The organism is Streptomyces sp. NPDC045846, from assembly GCF_056431605.1.
Genome location: NZ_JBWKKJ010000007.1, coordinates 186,773 through 203,192 on the forward strand (window position 1 = coordinate 186,773; position 16,420 = coordinate 203,192).

15 protein-coding genes are annotated in these 16,420 nt (G+C 72.2%); 6 read left to right on the forward strand and 9 right to left on the reverse strand.

Annotated elements, in window-relative coordinates:
• Positions 1–210 precede the first annotated feature (210 nt).
• The 7 genes from AC07F3_RS21090 to AC07F3_RS21120 all read right to left on the reverse strand — a co-directional run bounded on the left by AC07F3_RS21090 (position 211) and on the right by AC07F3_RS21120 (position 8,526).
• A complete protein-coding gene (locus AC07F3_RS21090; RefSeq protein ID WP_479116007.1) occupies positions 211–2,223 on the reverse strand; it encodes a dipeptide ABC transporter ATP-binding protein in 2,013 nt (670 codons plus the stop codon).
• A complete protein-coding gene (locus AC07F3_RS21095) occupies positions 2,220–3,209 on the reverse strand; it encodes an ABC transporter permease (RefSeq protein ID WP_479116268.1) in 990 nt (329 codons plus the stop codon). The genes AC07F3_RS21090 and AC07F3_RS21095 overlap by 4 nt, the downstream gene beginning before the upstream one ends.
• A gap of 5 nt (positions 3,210–3,214) precedes the next feature.
• Positions 3,215–4,201: an ABC transporter permease gene (locus AC07F3_RS21100; protein ID WP_479116008.1), complete on the reverse strand. Its 987-nt coding sequence runs from the start codon at positions 4,199–4,201 to the stop codon at positions 3,215–3,217.
• A 2-nt stretch (positions 4,202–4,203) separates the two neighbouring features.
• On the reverse strand, positions 4,204–5,934 hold the full coding sequence (locus AC07F3_RS21105; protein WP_479116009.1) for an ABC transporter substrate-binding protein: 1,731 nt from the start codon (positions 5,932–5,934) through the stop codon (positions 4,204–4,206).
• Positions 5,935–6,102: 168 nt separating this feature from the next.
• Positions 6,103–6,198, reverse strand: coding sequence for an Ms4533A family Cys-rich leader peptide (locus AC07F3_RS21110; RefSeq protein WP_317617795.1), 96 nt, complete (start codon positions 6,196–6,198; stop codon positions 6,103–6,105).
• 88 nt (positions 6,199–6,286) lie between these two features.
• The gene (locus tag AC07F3_RS21115; RefSeq protein WP_479116010.1) at positions 6,287–7,531 is read right to left on the reverse strand and encodes a DUF3152 domain-containing protein; all 1,245 of its coding nucleotides are present in this window, start codon (positions 7,529–7,531) and stop codon (positions 6,287–6,289) included.
• 8 nt (positions 7,532–7,539) lie between these two features.
• The gene (locus tag AC07F3_RS21120) at positions 7,540–8,526 is read right to left on the reverse strand and encodes an alpha/beta fold hydrolase (RefSeq protein ID WP_479116011.1); all 987 of its coding nucleotides are present in this window, start codon (positions 8,524–8,526) and stop codon (positions 7,540–7,542) included.
• 135 nt (positions 8,527–8,661) lie between these two features.
• Here AC07F3_RS21120 and AC07F3_RS21125 point away from each other — a divergent pair, with 135 nt between their 5' ends.
• From AC07F3_RS21125 to AC07F3_RS21135, 3 genes are all read left to right on the forward strand, one after another.
• A complete protein-coding gene (locus AC07F3_RS21125; RefSeq protein WP_479116012.1) occupies positions 8,662–8,883 on the forward strand; it encodes a hypothetical protein in 222 nt (73 codons plus the stop codon).
• Between the two features lie 145 nt (positions 8,884–9,028).
• On the forward strand, positions 9,029–9,670 hold the full coding sequence (locus AC07F3_RS21130) for a TetR/AcrR family transcriptional regulator (protein WP_114038889.1): 642 nt from the start codon (positions 9,029–9,031) through the stop codon (positions 9,668–9,670).
• Between the two features lie 150 nt (positions 9,671–9,820).
• Positions 9,821–10,048: a DUF3107 domain-containing protein gene (locus tag AC07F3_RS21135; protein ID WP_114038890.1), complete on the forward strand. Its 228-nt coding sequence runs from the start codon at positions 9,821–9,823 to the stop codon at positions 10,046–10,048.
• Positions 10,049–10,119: 71 nt separating this feature from the next.
• On the opposite strand, the gene AC07F3_RS21140 is transcribed toward AC07F3_RS21135, so the two are convergent.
• The gene (locus AC07F3_RS21140; protein WP_479116013.1) at positions 10,120–11,280 is read right to left on the reverse strand and encodes an acyltransferase family protein; all 1,161 of its coding nucleotides are present in this window, start codon (positions 11,278–11,280) and stop codon (positions 10,120–10,122) included.
• 270 nt (positions 11,281–11,550) lie between these two features.
• Between AC07F3_RS21140 and AC07F3_RS21145 the strand changes: the two genes are divergently transcribed.
• Positions 11,551–11,814 carry a hypothetical protein gene (locus tag AC07F3_RS21145; RefSeq protein WP_479116269.1) on the forward strand — a complete coding sequence of 88 codons (264 nt, stop codon included), beginning with the start codon at positions 11,551–11,553 and terminating at the stop codon, positions 11,812–11,814.
• Positions 11,815–11,836: 22 nt separating this feature from the next.
• On the opposite strand, the gene AC07F3_RS21150 is transcribed toward AC07F3_RS21145, so the two are convergent.
• On the reverse strand, positions 11,837–12,598 hold the full coding sequence (locus tag AC07F3_RS21150; protein WP_114038988.1) for a ferritin-like fold-containing protein: 762 nt from the start codon (positions 12,596–12,598) through the stop codon (positions 11,837–11,839).
• A 382-nt stretch (positions 12,599–12,980) separates the two neighbouring features.
• Between AC07F3_RS21150 and AC07F3_RS21155 the strand changes: the two genes are divergently transcribed.
• Both AC07F3_RS21155 and AC07F3_RS21160 read left to right on the forward strand, forming a co-directional pair.
• Entirely contained in the window at positions 12,981–15,320 is a 2,340-nt protein-coding gene (locus AC07F3_RS21155) for a DEAD/DEAH box helicase (protein ID WP_479116270.1), read from the forward strand.
• A gap of 97 nt (positions 15,321–15,417) precedes the next feature.
• Complete coding sequence (locus tag AC07F3_RS21160; RefSeq protein ID WP_479116014.1) at positions 15,418–16,281, forward strand: alpha/beta fold hydrolase; 864 nt, start codon at positions 15,418–15,420, stop codon at positions 16,279–16,281.
• Positions 16,282–16,420: the final 139 nt, after the last annotated feature.

Sequence of the window (16,420 nt, forward strand, 5' to 3'; positions counted from 1 at the left end):
AGCTTGGTAAGCGTGGTGGGGGGGGGGGGGGGGGGGGGGGGGGGAGAACCAACCCCCCCCCCCCCCCGCACCGAAGAAAACCCCCCCCCCCCCCCTCCCCCCCCCCCCCCCTCCCCCCCCCCCCCCCCCCCACCGGAAGGGGTGAATGCACGTAACTTTCCCAACCCGGTGGCGTTCGGTCGCGCTACGGGTCGAGTCGGTCACGGAGGGCTATGCCACGGCCACTTCCTCGCGGCCCGGGCGGCCCTCGGGGGTGTCGCCCCCGCGCAGCTCCCGGCGGGCCGCGCGCCGGGCCGCGGCCAGCGCGGGATCCAGTGCGGGCACGGCCGCGAGCAGCTGCCGGGTGTACGGGTCCTTCGGCGCCCCGTACACCGCCTCGACCTCGCCCTCCTCCACGATCCGGCCCTGCCGCATGACGGCGACCCGGTCGCTGACCTGCCGCACCACGGCGAGGTCGTGCGCGACGAAGACGAGCGCGAGTCCGAGTTCGCGCTGCAACTCCGCCAGCAGCGCGGTGACTTGGGCCTGCGTCGTCACGTCCAGGGCCGATACGGGTTCGTCGCACACGATCAGGGTCGGCTCGGCGGCCAGCGCGCGGGCGATCCCCACGCGCTGGCGCTGGCCGCCGCTGAACTCGTGCGGGTAGCTGTCGTACCGGTCCGGGTCGAGCCCGACCCGTTCGAGCAGCTCCCCGACCCGGGCCCGGATCTCCGCCTCGTCCCGGCGGCCGGCGGCCCGCAGCGGGTCGGCCACGGATTCGCCGATCGAGCGGCGGGGGTTGAGGGAGGAGACGGGGTCCTGGAACACCATCTGCACGGTGCCGGTGCGGCTGACGTGCCCGGCGCTGGGCTCCAACAGGCCCACCAGCATGCGGCCCAGGGTGGTCTTGCCGCTTCCGCTCTCGCCGACGATGCCGAGGGTTTCGCCCCGGTGCACGGTGAGGTCGACGGTGTCGACGGCGGCGAAGGCCGCGCGGCCCCGCCCGAACGTCTTCCGCAGCCCCCGTGCCCGCAGCACGACATCCCCCACCCCGACGGGGTGGCCCCCCTCAGCCCCGCTTCCACCTCCGGCGGGGTGGGCATCCTCAGCACCCCTTCCGCCTCCGGCGGGGTGGGCATCCTCAGCCCGTCCGGCGTTTGAGGACGAGCGCCGTTCAGGCGCGACCAGGGTCTGGGGCGAAGCCCCAGCGACCCCCTGCGCTCCCGGTTCGGCCGCAGACCGTGCGTGGCTGCTCGCGCAGTTCCCCGCGCCCCTATCAGCATGCGGCTCAGCGGGGTCCGCACCTCCAGCAGCCTTTGCCGTTTCGTCCGCAGACCGTGCGTGGTCGCTCGCGCAGTTCCCCGCGCCCCCGGCAGCATGCGACCCCGCAGGGTCAACACCGTCAGCCCGTCCGGCGATTGAGGACGAGCGCTCGGGGGCGACCGGGGGCTGGGGCGGGGCGCTGGGGGGGATTCGGGGGACCGCGGCCAGGAGGGCGCGGGTGTAGGGGTCCCTGGGCTCGCCCAGGACCGAGCCCACGGAACCTCGTTCCACCGCCCGGCCCGCCCGCATCACCAGCACCTCGTCCACGCTCTCCGCCGCGACCCCCACGTCATGGGTGACGAGGAGCAGCCCGAGGCCCGTCGACCGGCGCAGGTCGTGGAGCAGGTCCAGGATCTGGGCCTGGACGGTCACGTCCAGGGCCGTCGTCGGCTCGTCCGCGATCAGCAGGCGCGGCTCACAGGCGAGCGCCATCGCGATGAGCGCCCGCTGCCGCATGCCGCCGCTGAACTCGTGCGGGCGCGAGCGGGACTTGCGGGCCGCGTCCGGGATGCCGACCCGGTCGAGGACCGAGACCGCGCGGGCCCGGGCGGCCCGGCGGGACCCGCCCCGGTGCACCCGGTACACCTCGGCGATCTGGTCGCCGATGCTGTAGTACGGGTCGAGCGAGGACAGCGGGTCCTGGAAGACCATCGCCGCCAACCCGCCCCGCAGAGCGCGGAGTTCGGCGTCGGAGGCGGACCCGACGTCCACCCCCGCGACCCGGATCGAGCCCGTGACCCGCGCCCCGGTCCCCCGGTGCAGGCCGAGCAGCGCGTACGCGGACGCGCTCTTGCCCGAGCCGGACTCGCCGACGACGCCCAGCGCCGCGCCGGGCCGGAGCGTGAAGGAGAGGCCGTCGACGGCCCGTACCGCGCCGAAGGAGATGCCGAGGTCGGTCACCTCGACCAGAGGCTCGGTCATGACAGCACCACCCGTCGATCCGCCATCGCGTACAGGACGTCCGCGACCGCATTGGCAAGCACCACGAAGAATCCGGTGGTCAGGACCACGCCGACCACCACAGGCAGGTCGACCGTGCGCACCGACTGGACGAGCTGCTGGCCGATGCCAGGGATGCCGAAGAGCGTCTCGGTGAGCACCGCGCTGCCGAACATGGTGCCCGCGTCGAGCGCGCTGAGCGCGATCACCGGGGCGACCGCGCCGCGCAGGGCGTGCCGTCCGACGATGGCCCGCTCGGTCAGCCCGTACGCCCGGAACGTGCGCACGTGGTCCTCGGCGAGCGTCTCCAGCATCGAACTGCGGGTCAGGCGCGCGTACTTGGCCGATTCGATCAGGGCGAGCGAGAACCAGGGCAGGAGCAGCCCCCAGAACCACTGCTGCGGATCGTCCGTGAACGGGACGTACTGCGGGAACGGCAGCCACTGGAGGGTGGAGCACAGGATGATGATCAGCAGCAGGCCGATGACGAAGACCGGGGTCGACGTGCCCGCCAGCGTCAGCCAGGTCAGCAACCGCTCAATCATCCCGCCGCGCTTCCACGCGGACAGCACTCCGGTGCCGACCCCGATGAGGAGCCACAGCGCGAACGCGCCGACGACCAGCGATCCGGTGACCGGAAGCTTGCCGAGGATGAGGTCGGTGACCTGCTCGTCGGTGCGGTAGGACTGGCCGAGGCAGGGCGCGGAGCAGTGCACCACACCCGTGCCGGAGGAGAAGTCGCGTCCCGCGAAGATGCCCTGGAGGAAGTGGGCGTACTGGAGGTACAGCGGGTCGCCGAGGCCCAGCTTGTCGTGGACCAGGGCCACCTGCTGCGGGGAGCAGCGTTCGCCGCAGACGATCTGGGCGACGTTGCCGGGTGCCACGTAGAAGACGGCGTACACGATGACGGAGAGGGCGAGGAGCACAAGGACGGCTCCGGCGATCCGCCGCAGCAGAAAGCCTGTCAGTCCGGTCAACTTACCTTCTCCTCACGGGACTTGGCCGTCCCGACCCGCAGCCTGGACGCCGCTCTCGGGTCCAGCGCCGTGCGCACTCCCTCGCCGATCACCGTCAGCGAGAGGACCGTGACGAAGAGCAGGCCCGCGGGCAGCAGGAGGTAGGTCGGGGCCGCCTGGTACCAGGTGTTGGCGTCCGTGAGCATCTGGCCCCAGGACGGCGTGGGCGGCTTGATGCCGACGCCGAGGAAGGACAGCGCGGCCTCGGCGACCACGTTGGAGGGCACCAGGAGCACGGCGTACGTGATGACGGGTGCGGCCAGGGCGGGCAGCAGCTCGCGGCGGGCGATCGCCCAGGTGCCCCAGCCGCTGAGCCGCGCCGCCGAGACGTGGTCGACCGTCTTGAGCGCGAGGGCGCCCGCCCGCACGATCTTCGAGGTGCCGAACCAGCCGAGCCCGGCGATGATCAGGGTGATCAGGACCGGCCGCGGGATCGAGGCGGGGGCCACGGCGAGCAGGCCGAGGGTGATGACCAGCATCGGAAGGGCGGCGGCCACGTCGGTGACGCGGCTGACGATCTGATCGGCCCAGCGTCCGCCGAGCGCGGCGAACAGACCGAGGGCGACGCCGAGCGCGACCTGGATGAGGGTGGCGACGAAGGCGACCCCGAGCGAGACGCGGGCGCCGTAGACGATCCGGGCGAACAGGTCGCGGCCGGTCTGCGGTTCGACGCCGAGCCAGTGCTCGCCGCTGATCCCGCCGAACGCGCCGATGGGCACGCCGCCGCTGGCGGAGTCGACGAGCGTGGGGTGGTAGGCGTTGGGGTCCTGGCCTTCCAGCGCGGTGAGCAGCGGGGCCGCGAGCGCGACCAGGACGAGCAGGGCGAAGACGGCCGCCGCGGCGGTGACCGCGCGCTGGGCGCGCAGCCGCCGCCAGAAGAGGCGGCCGCCGGGGGCGGGCACGACGGCGCCCGCCGCGGTGGTGGTCAACAGGGCTTCGGACATGACTACTTGACCGCTACCTGCGAGATGTCGAGCACACCGGTCCAGTCGCTGATGACGACGTTCTTGACGTCCTTGCCGACCAGCCGCTTGTAGACGGGGTGGAACAGCGGCACGACCACCGCCTGCTCGCCGATCTTCTTGTCGAGCGCGCCCCAGCGCGGCGCGGCCGCGGTCAGGTCGGTCAGCTTGTTGATCTCGTCGATCTCGCTGTTGACGGAGGCGTCGTTCAGGAAGCCGGTGTTGAAGTTGGCGCCGTTCTGGACGATCTGCCGGCCGTCGAAGATGGGCGCGAGGAACGGGCCGCCGGAGGGCCAGTCGGCACCCCAGCCGCGCAGGAAGAAGCCGGGCTCCTTCTTCACGCTGGCGACCGTGTCGTTGTAGTCGTTGCCTTCGAGACCCTGGAGCTTGACGGTGATGCCCGCCTTCTTCAGGGCGTCCTGGAGGGCGGTGGCGACCTCGGGCCCCTTGGGGCCGCCCTTGGCGTTGGAGTGGGTGAGGGTGACGGTGAGCCCGTCGGCGTAGCCCGCCTCCTTCAGGAGCTCCTTGGCCTTGGCCGCGTTGCCGGACGCGCCCGCCGGGAAGGGGTCGTACGGGGTGTACCCGAAGGCCTTCTGGTTCGGCAGGAAGGTGGTCGCGGGCTCGGCGAGCGAGGAGCCGCCGACCGCGTTGACGGCCGAGGTGCGGTCGACGGCGTACGCGATGGCCTGGCGGACCTTGGGGTTGTCGAACGGCTTCACGTTCGGGTTGAAGGCGATGTAGTTGGTGTAGCCGAAGTGCCCGGTGCCGACCCGCGCGGCGAGCTGCTTGTCCGCGCCGACCTTGGCGAGCTCGGCCGGGCCGAGGTTGGTGTCGGTGGTGACGGCGGCCGCGTCCGGGCCCTGCGAGGCGGAGAGCCGCTGGTTGATGACGGCCTGGTCGAGCCCGGAGCGCACGTCGATGGTGTCGGGGTAGGCCTTGCGCTCGGGGTCGGTGGCCGCGGACCAGTTGGGGTTGCGCTCCAGGACCAGGTGCTCGCCGTCGTTCTCGTTCTTGACGACCTTGTACGGGCCGGACGAGACGGGGTGCTCCTCGTACTTGGTGCCGTTGTCCTTGGCCTTGGGGACCGGCGCGAACTGCGTCTGGGTGGCGAGGAAGGGGAACTCTCCCTCGGGCTTGTTCAGGTGGAACACGATGGTCCTGGCATCGGGCGTCTCGATGGAGGCGAGCCCCTTGCCGCCGTCCTTGTAGGGGCCCTGGTACTGGGCTCCGCCGACCAGCCAGTCCCTCAAGTACGGTGCTCCGCCGGAGAGTTCGGCAGCGAAGGAGCGCTCGATGCCGTACTTGATGTCGGCGGTGGTGATGGGGCTGCCGTCCTCGTACTTCAGCCCGTCCTTGAGCGTGTACGTCCACACGGTGGCGTCCGCGTTGGGCCGGCCGGTGTCGGTCGCGAGGTCGGGGACCACCTTGGTGCCCTCGGCGCCGTTCGCGCGCTTGCGGGTGGTCAAGGTGCGGAAGACCAGCGAGGGGACGTTTCCGCCGCCGGAGGTGTAGAGCCGCGCGGGGTCGAAGTCGGTCTGCGCCTCGTTGTTGAGGACGCTGAGCGCGCCGCCCTTGTGGGGCGTGCCGGACGCGCCGGCCCCGGCGTTCCCGGCGCCACCGCCCTCGGGGCCGCAGGCGACGGCGCCCACGGCGAGAACCACGGCTATCGCGGCCGCTCTTACGACATTCCCCGACGAAATGGACGTGTGACGCATCGGAAGTAGACCTCTCGGTGACTGCTGGGCAGGGCGGGAAACACGGGCGCCCACAGCACCAAAAGGAAAAGGGGGTGGCTGCGCCCGCATGCGGAAACCGTGCGGAAGCACGGACATGCCCGGGCGCAAAAAAGGGAAAAGGAAGAGTCGAACGCGCTCGGGACGGCGTCAGCTACAGAGAATGTCGGCCACGCTGTGCCCGGTCACGCCGATGAGCGCCAGCTCGATGGCGGCGCGTTCGGGGGTGGCGTGACGGTGCGACATGCCGAGAAATATGGACGACCCGCTGTTCACTGTCAATCGAGAACGAGACAGCCGTCCCACATCCTGGACATGCCGCACCCTGTCGGCCTCAACCCTGGGGATACACCCACGGGTTGGGCAGGCACTTGATCCCGTCGATGTCCAGGGACTTGGTCTGCTGCTGCATCACCGGGGCGAGCGCGCCGGGCGTGCGGCAGCTCACATGGTTGTGCCCGAGCCGGTGGCCGACCTCGTGGTTGATGAGCATCTGCCGGTACGCGAGCATCGCCTGCGCCCCGTAGGTCTCCGAGCCCTGCGCCCACCGGTAGGCGTTGATCATCACGCGGTCGGTGGCGGCGGAGTCGCAGGAGACGTTGTCCTCGGTGGTGTCGAGGCCGGACTTGGCGCACCAGGCGCCGGTGGTCCCCGGGCTCGCGAGCGTGATCACGAAGTCCGGCTTGCCGGAGGAGATCCGCTCGAAGGTCATCGTGCCGCCGTGGCCCCAGCTGCGGTCGTCGTTGAGGGTCTTCTGCACGGCCTCGGCGAACAGTCCGCCGTCCAGTGGGAGCCCCTTCTCGACCTCCACCTGATAGCGGTACTTGCGCCCCTTGCCGGGCGCCGCGTCGAACCCGGGCACCGCGTCGAACGTGCCGGAGGCGGTGAGCTTGGGGTCCAGCGGGAACTGCTGGGCCATCCTCTGCTCGTACGTGGCGACCGCCGGCGCGGCCTGCGGGGTGGACCGCCCGCCGCCTCGGGAGGCCGAACTCCCGTCCTGGGAACGCTCGTTGTCGCCCGCGGACTGTCCGGCGACGGCGTGCTTGTTGCCGTCCGAGGTGACCTGCCCGGCGACGACGACCGCGAGCACGGTGGTCACCGCGGCGGCCGCGATCCCGGTGAACGTCCGCCCCTTGGACCCCTTGGATCCCTTGGACCCCTTGCTCGCGGTCTCGGGGCCGGGCGCCCCCGGCTCCTCCCGCAGCGGCGTCGGAGCGGTGTCGTGCGCGGGAGGCCCGTCGAAGGCCTCGGTGTACGCGCGGCGCGGACCCGGTATGCGGGCCGCGGCGCCGTAAGGATTCTGCTGGACGGCGCGGGGCTTGCCGTGCCAGTCGCCGTAGCGGACCGAGGCCTCGCCGGGCGGCCCGTCACCGGGGTGCTGGGGGTGTCCGCCGCGCACCTGCGGGGTGCCGAAGGCGGGGGTGCCCGCGCCGTGGTGCTGGGCGGGGCCGTCCCCCGGGGCCTGCCGTCTGCGCCGGCCGCCGCCGGTGGTGACGGCCTGCCCGGCCTGCGGGACCTGGGGCGCTTCGGGCATCGGCGTCGCGCCGGTGGGTTCCTCGGGTCGGCTGTGTCGTCCCACGCCCCGGATCAGCTCCTGTTTCCTCGGTCGGCGCCGCGGTCGGCGCTCTCGTCGAGCAGTTCCCGCACGGCCTTGGCGACCGTCTCGGGGTACTCCATCATCGCCACGTGCCCGGCCTCGGGCAGGGTGAGCAGGCGCGAGTCGCGGAAGGCGGCCGCCGCCCGCCGGGCCATCCGGTACGAGACCAGCTGGTCGCGCTGCCCGTACACGAGCAGCGTCGGCGCGAGCACCCGCTCCGCCTGCCGCCACAGCCCGTGCTGGCCGCCCAGCGTGTACGCGTCCACGATGCCGCGCGCCGAGCGGGCCATCGCGTCCCAGAAGTACGGCAGTTGAAGGCGCCGCTCCATCTCGTGGACCGCGGCCTCGAAGCCCTCGGGGCTCACCCGGCCGGGGTCGCCGTAGCAGAGCGCCATCACGCCCCGGGTGCGGTCCTCGGCGGTCCAGTCCCGACTGAGGCGGGCGAACAGCGGGGCCACGCCCGGCAGCGCGACCAGCGCGGTCGGCCAGGCGCTGCGCTGGACGCGGAGCTCCGGGAGCGCGGGCGAGATGAGGGTCAGGGTGCGCACCAGGTCGGGGCGTACGGCCGCGACGCGGGTCGAGACGGCGCCGCCCAGCGAGTTGCCGATGAGGTGGACCGGCCCGCGGCCCGCCGCGTCGAGCAGCCGGATCACCGCGCGGGCGTGGCCGGTGACGGAGTAGTTGCCGTCGTCCGGCGGCGGGGAGTCGCCGAAGCCGGGCAGGTCGACGGCCTCACCCTCCAGGCGGTCGGCGAGCAGCGGCATCAGCGACGACCAGTTCTGCGAGGACCCGCCGAGCCCGTGGACGTAGAGCGCGGGCTCCAGACCGGGTCGCGTACCGGGGCGCGAGCGAATGGTCAGGGAGAGACCGGGCAGGCTCACGGAACGCAGCTCCTCGCCCTCCGCGACCCTGACGGCTCCCACCCGGGGCGCCAGGGAGGCGGCGGCGAGGGTTTCCGGCAGCTCGGTCGAAGACATGCGGCAATGTTACGAGACGATCACACCGTGGTTCATGTGTTCGCAGTCACAGGCCGTATAGCGGCTTGCGCGGGGAACTCCTAGGCTCATAAGGAAGCCCCCGAATCACTCGAAGTGGACGAAAAGGGAGCAGTCATGTCCGTCGATCCCAGCGATCCGGAAACCTTCCAGGAAGTAGACGACGAGACCGCGGAACTGTCCGGGGAGACCAACGAGGCGGACGCGGCCGAGCAGCACAAGGACGTGCGGCAGGACCACGACGAGCCGCTGAGCCGCGTCGACCCGGACGTCGCCAACGAGGCCGACGCCGTCGAACAGGCACGCGTGGTCGCCCTGGACGAGGACGACTACCGATGATTTGTTCGGTTTACCGTGGGTATCTCCGGCTACCCACCGCGTCCGGTCCGTGAAATTCTGCGTTCGCACCGCGCACAGCCGGGTTACCCAAAAGTACGATGGCGGCGCGTGTGCAACGCGCACCGGAACAACTTTGGGAGGCGGCGTGACAGCCATCGAGCAGACCGAGGCGGCGCGCCCGCGAGGCACGCGCCTGCCGCGCCGGGCCCGCCGCAATCAGCTTCTGGGTGCGGCCCAGGAGGTTTTCGTCGCGCAGGGCTACCACGCGGCCGCGATGGACGACATCGCCGAGCGCGCGGGCGTCTCCAAGCCGGTGCTCTACCAGCACTTCCCCGGCAAGCTGGAGCTCTACCTGGCCCTCCTCGACCAGCACTGCGAGTCCCTGCTCCACGCGGTGCGCACCGCGCTGGCCTCGACCTCGGACAACAAGCTCCGCGTCGCCGCGACGATGGACGCCTACTTCGCGTACGTCGAGGACGAGGGCGGCGCGTTCCGGCTGGTCTTCGAGTCGGACCTGACCAACGAGCCGGCCGTGCGCGAGCGCGTGGACCGGGTCAGCCTCCAGTGCGCCGAGGCCATCTCGGACGTCATCGCCGAGGACACCGGCCTGTCCAAGGACGAGTCGATGCTGCTCGCCGTGGGCCTCGGCGGCGTCTCCCAGGTAGTGGCCCGCTACTGGCTGTCCAGCGAGTCGACCATCCCCCGCGACAAGGCGGTGGCGCTGCTCACCTCGCTCGCCTGGCGCGGCATCGCGGGCTTCCCGCTGCACGGTACCGAGGGCCACTGAGCCCGCGGGAGCGTCCGCCGGGCACTCATTCCCCGATCCTGTTCGCTCCTGGCGTGCACCACCGGCGCTTCGAGGTCGTCGCCCCGGGCTAGTGTGTGCAGCGTACGGCGCGGCTGACCGCGCACCGCACGAGGTCGGAGGGACATAGCCGTGGAGGTCAAGATCGGCGTGCAGCACGCGCCCCGGGAGATCGTTCTGGAGAGCGGGCAGTCCGCCGAAGAGGTCGAGAGCGCGGTAGCCGCCGCCCTCGCCGGCAAGGCGCAGCTGCTCAGCCTCACGGACGAGAAGGGCCGCAAGGTCCTGGTACCGGCCGACAAGATCGCGTACGTGGAGATCGGCGAGCCTGCGGTCCGCCGCGTGGGCTTCGGCGCGCTGTAGTACACGGACACCCGAGAAGGGGTGCCACCAGTGAGCACTGGTGGCACCCCTTCTCGCTGCCCGCACCCCGCTCAGCCGACCCCCGCCCCGTGCAGCGGACGGCTCTCCTCGGCGGCGGCCGCGGCGGCCGGCACCGGACGCGGCCGGGCGGGGCGGCGGTCCGGGGAGTTCAGGCGTACGTCGGCGATGCCGCGCTTCATGGAGTCGCGGATCCACGTGCCCGCGGGGCGTTCCACGAAGCGGTGGATGAGCCAGGCGGTGGCCATCATCAGCGCGACCACCGAGCCCACGAGTACGGGGGCCGGGAGGCGGCCCCGGAAGTGGTGGATGAGGGTCATGCCGATGAACATGTGGATCAGGTACAGCGGATAGGTGAGCGCGCCGGCCGTGGAGAGCCACTTCCACTGGATCCGGTCGAAGGCCCCGAGCGCGATCGCGCCGACCGTCGCGAACCCGACGAGGATGACAAGACGCACCGGCCAGGTCGGCAGATGGTCGGCCGCCACATGGCCGAGGTTGCTGGCGATCCGGTAGTGGATGTAGCGCTGGGCCAGCAGCAGCTGGAACCCGACGACGCCCCACAGCAGCGCGTTGGGGCCGAAGCGGCGCATCAGGTGGAAGGCGATGCCCGCGATGAAGAACGGCGCGTACTGCGGCATCGCGAAGGCGGTGAGGACGGGCGAGCCGAGGCTGGGCGCCAGCGCCGCGGCCACCGTCCAGGCGCCGCAGAAGATCAGCAGATTGCGGTAAGTGACGCCGCACAGAACGACGACGGCCATCAGGACGTAGAACTTGAGCTCCACGAAGAGCGTCCAGTACACGTCGTCGATGTTCCTGGTGTTGTTGCCCGCCTGCACCATCGTCAGGTTGACGATGACGTCGTCCCAGCCCCGCACCGAGCTGACTTCCGGCCATGTCTTCACCACCAGCGCGGTGAGCGGCACGGCGACCCAGTAGGCCGGAAACAGCCGGGAGATCCGCGAGACCGCGAAGTCCCCGAGCGAGCGCCCCCACACGCTCATGCCGATCACGAACCCGCTGACCAGGAAGAACACCTCGACCCCGAGCCAGCCGAACTCGGCGATGTGGTGCAGCCCCGGGAAGATCGTCGACGGGTCGTGTCCCCAGGGTCTGCTCAGCGCGAGGTAGTGGTAGCAGACCACCAGCAGCGCGGCGACGAGCCGGAGCCCGTCCAACGCCGCGAGTCTGGGCACCGGCCGACGCTGGGACATGGGGGGACCTCCGTGCCGCGGGGCGGCGGCTGGGCGAAGCGGGAAACCCCCAGCACCAGCTCGGAGTCACCTGTGCGGAACATACGTGCGGCTTCTGCTCGCACGGCATCGGTTGACACCAGGTGTGACGGTACGCACAGGAAAAGCATGTCCGTTCGAGGACACGCCTGCGTTGCTTCCTCCCAGTGAGGGGAGGGTTGCGTTCCGCAAGCCTCGGGTAGGACGGCTGTGACCGGTTCCGCCCTGGCCGCACCCTGGGAGGCGACGTACATGCTGCTGGAAGCCCTTGGCTCCGTCCTGCTGGGTTTCGCCCTCGCGTGGGCCGCCGCGGCCCGGCTGCCGCACCGGCTCCCCGACCGCCGCGTCGTCCTGGCCGTCGGCCCGCTCGCCGGGCTCTTCGGCGCCTTCCTGACCCACTCGGCGATCGGCCCGGGCCACGGCGTGACCACGGTGCTCGGCGCCACCTTCGTCGCCTCGGTGCTGCTCTCGCTGCTGCTGCGACCGACGCGCCGCCTGCACCGGTCAGCGGCGTAGGCGGCGCGTCGGTACGGTCCCGCTAGGCCGCGAGGCCCAGCGCCGCCATGCGCTTGGTGTGAGCCTTGGTGATGCGCGTGAACATCTCGCCCACCGCCGCGAGGTCGAAGCCCGCGGCCACCCCGTCCACCCCGCCGACCAGCATCGTCGACAGCGCGTCGCGCTCGGCGACCACCCGCTGGGCCTGCGAGAGCGCCTCGCCCATCAGGCGGCGCGCCCACAGCGCGAGCCGTCCGCCCACCCGCGGGTCCGCCTCGATCGCGGCGCGCACCTTCTCCACCGCGAAGTTGCCGTGCCCGGTGTCGTCGAGGACCGACAGGACCAGGGAACGGGTGTCGGAATCCAGGTGGTTGGCGACCTCGCGGTAGAAGTCGCTCGCGATCGAGTCGCCGACGTACGCCTTGACCAGGCCCTCCAGCCAGTCCGACGGCGCGGTCTGGTGGTGGAAGTCGTCCAGGGCCTTGGCGAAGGGCTCCATCGCGGCCGTGGGCTCCGCGTCGATCTGCGCGAGCCGGTCCCGCAGCCGCTCGAAGTGGTGGAACTCCGCGGAAGCCATCTTCGCCAGCTCCGCCTTGTCCGCCAGCGAGGGCGCCAGCTTCGCGTCGTCGGCGAGCCGCTCGAAGGCCGCGAGCTCGCCGTAGGCGAGGGCGCCGAGGAGGTCCACCACCGCGGCGCGGTACTGGGGAACCGCGGAGGCGGCCGCCCAGTCCTGGGCCGCGATCCCGGTGCGCTCGGGCTCCGGGGTGGATTCTTCGGTTGCAGTGGCGTTGTCAGACGTCTCCATGAACCGCACAATAGCCCGCCCGGGACGGGCCGTAAGGGCCTCGTGGCTCACACCCGTCGCACCGGACCCGCGAATTCTCCCGACACACATGCGCGAATCCGGGGTACAGTGGTAATGCGCCCGCCGAGTATTTCGACGGGCCGCACGAATGAGGATGCCCGGTCGGTTGCTCCGGTCGGCTCCGACCCGACAGCCCTCCACCGGGCACGTATCAGTACGTGCCACTGAAGAGGGATCCCTCAGCGGCACGAGCGCTTGAGCGACGGCAGTGGTCCCGCGCCACCCGGCAACACGATCGAACTCTGATCCCGCCGGACGAAATGGGCACGGTAAGACCCGCCGCGTTCGCCTCCGTACCGCGTCTCACAGAAGAGGCAGCACCCTGACTACGTTCCGAGAGCTCGGGATCCTTCCCGAGACCGCCGAAGCCCTTGAAGCCGTCGGCATCGTGTCCCCCTTCCCCATCCAGGAGCTGACGCTCCCCGTCGCGCTCTCCGGCACCGACATCATCGGGCAGGCCAAGACCGGCACCGGCAAGACGCTCGGTTTCGGTCTGCCGATCCTGGAGCGCGTCACCGTCCCCGCCGACGTCGAGGCGGGCCGGGCGGCGGCCGACCGGCTCACCAACACCCCGCAGGCCCTCGTCGTCGTACCGACGCGCGAGCTGTGCCAGCAGGTCACCAACGACCTCCTCACCGCGGGCAAGGTCCGCAACGTCCGCGTGCTCGCCATCTACGGCGGCCGGGCGTACGAGCCCCAGGTCGAGGCGCTCAAGAAGGGCGTCGACGTGATCGTCGGCACCCCGGGCCGCCTGCTCGACCTCGCCGGGCAGAAGAAGCTCGACCTCTCCCACGTCAAGGCGCTCGTCCTCGACGAGGCCGACGAGATGCTCGACCTCGGCTTCCTGCCGGACGTCGAGAAGATCATCCAGCTGCTTCCGCCCAAGCGGCAGACCATGCTGTTCTCCGCGACCATGCCGGGCGCCGTCATCGGCCTCGCCCGCCGCTACATGTCGCAGCCGACGCACATCCGCGCCACGTCGCCGGACGACGAGGGCACGACGGTCGCGAACACCCAGCAGTTCGTCTACCGCGCCCACTCCATGGACAAGCCGGAGATGGTCGCGCGCATCCTGCAGGCCGAGGGCCGCGGGCTCGCGATGATCTTCTGCCGTACGAAGCGGACCGCCGCGGACATCGCCGAGCAGCTCGCCAAGCGCGGCTTCGCCTCCGGCGCGGTCCACGGCGACCTCGGCCAGGGCGCCCGCGAGCAGGCGCTGCGCGCCTTCCGCAACGGCAAGGTCGACGTGCTGGTCTGCACCGACGTCGCCGCGCGCGGCATCGACGTCGAGGGCGTGACGCACGTCATCAACTACCAGTCGCCGGAGGAGGAGAAGACCTACCTCCACCGCATCGGCCGCACCGGCCGCGCGGGCAACAAGGGCATCGCGATCACGCTGGTCGACTGGGACGACATCCCGCGCTGGCAGCTGATCAACAAGGCACTCGACCTGAAGTTCCCGGACCCGGTCGAGACGTACTCCACCTCGCCGCACCTGTTCGAGGAGCTCAACATCCCGGCGGGCACCAAGGGCGTGCTGCCCCGGGGCGAGCGCACCCGCGCGGGCCTCGCGGCCGAAGAGGTCGAGGACCTGGGCGAGACCGGTGGGCGCGGGCGCAGGTCCGCCGCCGCGGCTCCCGTCGTCACCGAGGAGCGCCCGGCCCGTACGCGGACGCCGCGTCAGCGTCGCCGTACCCGGGGCGGCTCGCAGCTGGACGCCGCCGAGACCCCGGCCGCTCCGGCCGCGGCCGCGGCCCCGGCCGCCGAAGCCGTCGAGACCGTGACCGAGCCGCGCACGCCGCGTCGCCGCCGTCGTACCCGCGTGGGTGCGCCGTCGGTGGTGCCGCAGGCCGCTGCCGCCCCGGTGGTCGAGGCCGCGCCCGTGGCCGAGGCGGCTCCGGTCGCCGAGCCCGTGGTCAAGGCCGCGCCCCGTCGGCGTTCCGCGCCGGTCGCCGCGCCCGTCGTGGAGGCGGTCGAGGCGAAGCCGCGCCGCCGTCGGGTGCGCAAGGCGAGCGAGTCGGCCGAGGTCGGTTTCGTGACGCCGGAGTCGGCCGCGCTGGAGCTGGCCAGGGCCGCTCAGGCCAAGGCCGCCGCCGCGATCAGCGACGTCGCCGCGGCTCCGGCCGCCCCGGTCGCCGAGTCCGAGGCCCCGGTGAAGGCGCGCCGCACCCGCAAGAAGGCCGCCGAGGCCGTCGTCGACACGGTCGAGGCCGTCGAGACCGAAACCCCGGCCAAGCCCCGCCGCACCCGCGCCAAGAAGGTCGCCGAGCCGGTGGTCGAGGCCGTCGAGGCCGAGGCCGAGGCACCGGTGAAGGCGCGCCGCACGCGCAAGAAGGCCGCCGAGGCCGTCGTCGACACGGTCGAGGCCGTCGAGACCGAAACCCCGGCCAAGCCCCGCCGCACCCGCGCCAAGAAGGTGACCGACGCCCCCGAGGCGACCGAGGCCTCCACCGCGCCGCGCCGCACCCGCGCCAAGAAGGTCGCCGAAACCGCCCCCGAGGCAGTCGTCGAGACCGAGACCGAGGCACCGGTCAAGCCGCGCCGCACCCGCAAGAAGGCCGCCGAGGCCGTCGTCGACACGGCCGAGGCCGTCGAGACCGAAACCCCGGCCAAGCCCCGCCGCACCCGCGCGAAGAAGGCCGCGGTCGCGCCCGAGGCGTGATCCGCACCGCCTGAAACGGCCCGGTCCCCCACGGGGGTGCCGGGCCGTTCGCGTGCTCGCCCCGGGTGCTCGTGTGCGGGACGGATACGCTCGCCTCATGAGTAAGCCGCGCTCCCTCGACCTCCCGCCGCGCACCCGGGCGTACCGACTGCGCACCCCGCGCCAGGAGTTCGCCGTTCTCGATTCGCGGCCCGAGGGACGGGCGCGCGGCACGGCGCTGCTCGTGCCGGGGTACACCGGCAGCAAGGAGGACTTCCTCGCCCTCCTCGACCCGCTCGCCGACGCCGGGTACCGGGCCGTGGCGGTCGACGGGCGCGGGCAGTTCGAGAGCCCGGGGCCGCGGCGCGTCTCCGGGTACACCCCGCGCACCCTCGGGGGCGACGTGCTCGCGCAGGTCGCCGCGCTCGGCGACGGCCCCGTCCATCTCGTCGGGCACTCCTTCGGCGGCTTCGTGGCCCGGTCCGCCGCGCGGCTCGACCCCTCGGCGTTCCGCTCCCTGACGCTGCTGGCCTCCGGCCCCGGCCGGGTCGGGCCCGAGCAGCGCACGAAGATCCGGATGCTCCGGGCGGCGCTGCCCGTGCTGCCGCCGTCGTGGGTGTGGGCGGTCACGCAGTGGCTGGACGGCAGGGACCCGACGTACGTCGCCGATCCGCCCGAGATCGTGGCGTTCCTCCAGCGGCGCTGGTTCAGCACGCGCCCCGCCCAACTCATCGCCACCGGGCGGCAGTTGAGGATCGAGCCGGACCGCACCGAGGGGCTCGCGGCGCTGCCGTTGCCGCTTCACGTGGCGTACGGGTCGGGTGAGACGGTGTGGACGGTGGGCGAGCTGGCGCATCTCGCGCGCAGCGTGGACGCGCGGCACACGGTGATCCTGGGCGCGGATCACTCGCCCAATGTGTCCCACCCGGCGGAACTCGCCGAAGCCCTGACCAAGTTCTGGTCCCCCTTGGACACCCCCTGACCACCCCGCGGCTCCGCCCCCGACTCGGCTACTCCCCGCGGACCATGCGGCCCCGCTCCCGACTCGGCTGCTCCCCGCGGACCATGCGGCTCCGCTCCCGCGACTCGGCTTCGAACCTGCGGACCGTGCGTGGCTGATC

Bases quoted from the DNA above. Each gene is read 5' to 3' on its own strand.
- AC07F3_RS21160 (WP_479116014.1), top strand. From the start codon at position 15,418: ATGAGTAAGCCGCGCTCCCTCGACCTCCCGCCGCGCACCCGGGCGTAC.
- AC07F3_RS21100 (WP_479116008.1), bottom strand. From the start codon at position 4,201: ATGTCCGAAGCCCTGTTGACCACCACCGCGGCGGGCGCCGTCGTGCCC.
- AC07F3_RS21120 (WP_479116011.1), bottom strand. From the start codon at position 8,526: ATGTCTTCGACCGAGCTGCCGGAAACCCTCGCCGCCGCCTCCCTGGCG.
- AC07F3_RS21110 (WP_317617795.1), bottom strand. From the start codon at position 6,198: ATGTCGCACCGTCACGCCACCCCCGAACGCGCCGCCATCGAGCTGGCG.
- AC07F3_RS21150 (WP_114038988.1), bottom strand. From the start codon at position 12,598: ATGGAGACGTCTGACAACGCCACTGCAACCGAAGAATCCACCCCGGAG.
- AC07F3_RS21090 (WP_479116007.1), bottom strand. From the start codon at position 2,223: ATGACCGAGCCTCTGGTCGAGGTGACCGACCTCGGCATCTCCTTCGGC.
- AC07F3_RS21125 (WP_479116012.1), top strand. From the start codon at position 8,662: ATGTCCGTCGATCCCAGCGATCCGGAAACCTTCCAGGAAGTAGACGAC.
- AC07F3_RS21145 (WP_479116269.1), top strand. From the start codon at position 11,551: ATGCTGCTGGAAGCCCTTGGCTCCGTCCTGCTGGGTTTCGCCCTCGCG.
- AC07F3_RS21140 (WP_479116013.1), bottom strand. From the start codon at position 11,280: ATGTCCCAGCGTCGGCCGGTGCCCAGACTCGCGGCGTTGGACGGGCTC.
- AC07F3_RS21105 (WP_479116009.1), bottom strand. From the start codon at position 5,934: ATGCGTCACACGTCCATTTCGTCGGGGAATGTCGTAAGAGCGGCCGCG.